Genomic DNA, 2,349 nt, shown 5'->3' on the forward strand with positions numbered 1-2,349 from the left:
GGACCACCGCGGCGCCTCGGCGGCGTCGCGACCGCAGTGCGCCGGGGCCGACCCCGGCTCCCGAGGACGCCGGGACCGCCGCGGACGCATGGCACCGACTGCGGCGGCTCCTCACGATCGCGCATCCCCGATCGCAGATCCTCGCGGGACTGCTGTGCGCCCTTCTCGGCTTCGCGCTCGTCGCCCAGATCCGGCACACCGAGGTGTCCGGGCTCGAACAGCTCTCGGAGCAGGAGCTCCTGCGGGTGCTCGACGACGTCGACTCGCGGAACGAACGCCTGCAGGAGGAGTCCGAGCAGCTCGCCCAGGACGAACGCGACCTCGAGTCGGGGACGAATCAGCGCGAGGCCGCCCTCGCGCAGGCGCGGGAACGGGAGACGACGCTCTCCATCCTCGCCGGCACCGTCCCGGTGACCGGGCCCGGCATCACGATCGAGATCACGGGCGATGCGGCGGACAGTCCGCTGACCGCCGCGACCGCGGTGACCCTCGTGCAGGAACTGCGGGACGCCGGTGCGGAGTCGATCCAGTTCGACGAGCAGCGCATCGTCGTCCACTCGGCGTTCACGGAGGCTGCGGACGGCACGCTGCTCGTCGACGGGGCGCCGCTCGAGCTCCCGGTGACGGTGACGGCGATCGGTGAACCCCAGACGATGGACGTCGCGATGAACATCCCGGGCGGGGTCGCCGACACGATCCGCAATCGCGGGGGTGACTTCACGGTGGAGACCCACGACTCCGTCGACATCGAAGCCGTCGTCGCACCACCCGAGGGTGTCACCGGGGCCGCGACGGAGACGGACGGGGAGTGAATCGCGGGAGGTGGCGCCGGGCGGTCCGGCGGCGCACGACATCCCGGCAGCGCACCGTGATGACGGGGTTTCCGTTGTTTATGGAGAAACAGTGACGATTCCGTTGCCCGAACGTTATCCGGTCGGAACGAGCGGTTATGCTAGGGCTCACGTAATCGACCAAGCAGGAGAAGGCATGGCAGGCACTTTCGTCCCGGCCGAGCTGCGCTACTCGCGCGACCACGAATGGGTGGAAGCCGGCGCGGACGGTGTGTGGCGTGTGGGAATCACCGACTTCGCCCAGGATCAACTCGGCGACGTCGTCTACGTCGACCTCCCTGCGGTGGGGGATACGGTGTCCGCCGGTGAGGGATGCGGCGAGGTCGAGAGCACGAAGAGCGTGTCCGATATCGTTGCCCCGTTGTCCGGTGAGGTCACGGCAGTGAACGACGACCTCGAAACCTCCCCGGAAATCATCAATTCCGAACCGTATGGTGGGGGATGGATGTTCGAGGTGAGGGCAGGAGATCCGGCCGAACTCGCGGAACTCCTGGATGCAGAAGCGTATACAGCACGAGTGGAAAGCGAGGGGGCCTGATGTCACAGCAGAACTATCCTCAGTACGATCCGGGCGCGCCTCAGGCCGAACAGGCTCCGTTCTACGGCGGCGACGACGCCCCGCGAGAGGCGAAGTCGTTCCCCTTCGCGCCCTGGAACCAGCAGGAGCAACAGCCCGAGGGGCAGCAGGGGCAGGACGACCGGGGGCAGCCCGGGCCCGGAGCGCAGGGACAGTCGGCGAACCCCGCCGGTGATCAGCAGACCTCCTGGCAGCAGCAGGTCCCGGCACCCGAACAGCAGCAGTGGCAGCCTCCGGCGCAGGGCCAGTACGGTGGGCAGGACCCGGCACCGTACGGCCAGGAGCCGTACGCACAGGGCGGCTCGGGGCCGAACGCCCCCTACGGTTCCCAGCCCCAGCACGGTGCACAGCCGGCTCCGTGGCAGCAGCAGTCGGCTCCCCAGCAGCCGAACGAACCGCAGCAGTGGCAGCAGCCCGTACCGCAGGCGGCCCCGGTTCCGGCGGCGGCCGCGCAGCAGCCCGGAGACTTCCGGATCGTCGATCCGCGGACCGGTGAGGTGCACCCCGTCCCGGACCTCGCGCAACTTCCGGAGACGGACGCGCTCCTCGTCGTCGTGTCCGGGCCCGACGCCGGTGCCCAGATCCTCCTCGACACGGATGTCGTCACCGTCGGCCGCAGCCCGAACGCGGACATCTTCCTCGACGACGTCACTGTCTCCCGGAAGCACGCGGAATTCGTCCGCACGCCCACCGGGTTCACTCTCCGTGACACCGGTTCGCTCAACGGGACGTACGTCGGTCGGCAGCTCATCGACTCGATCGAGCTGCAGAACGGCGCGGACGTCCAGATCGGCAAGTTCCGCATGATCTTCCAGCAGCGCCAGCGTCAGGTCTGAACCGGGCCGCCCGGCCAGCACTCCGGTGCGTCCGCGCCGGTGTCGCACGATCGGACCTGCAGGGCCGTCGGGTGGGGGAGTCGCC

3 protein-coding genes are annotated in these 2,349 nt (G+C 69.3%); all 3 read left to right on the top strand.

Translation table 11 applies throughout. From position 1 onward, the window contains the following. A partial coding sequence (locus ABD172_RS07260; protein ID WP_344308303.1) for a DUF881 domain-containing protein occupies positions 1-812 on the top strand: 812 nt, incomplete at its 5' end. 175 nt (positions 813-987) lie between these two features. Next, on the top strand, positions 988-1,389 hold the full coding sequence (gcvH, locus tag ABD172_RS07265) for a glycine cleavage system protein GcvH (protein WP_344308525.1): 402 nt from the start codon (positions 988-990) through the stop codon (positions 1,387-1,389). Further along, positions 1,389-2,264 (top strand): FHA domain-containing protein, encoded by an 876-nt coding sequence (locus tag ABD172_RS15315; RefSeq protein WP_425546663.1) that lies wholly within the window; start codon positions 1,389-1,391, stop codon positions 2,262-2,264. Before gcvH ends, ABD172_RS15315 begins: the two co-directional genes overlap by 1 nt. Positions 2,265-2,349 lie beyond the last annotated feature (85 nt).

The organism is Brevibacterium samyangense (assembly GCF_039529845.1).
Classification (GTDB): Bacteria; Actinomycetota; Actinomycetes; order Actinomycetales; family Brevibacteriaceae; genus Brevibacterium; species Brevibacterium samyangense.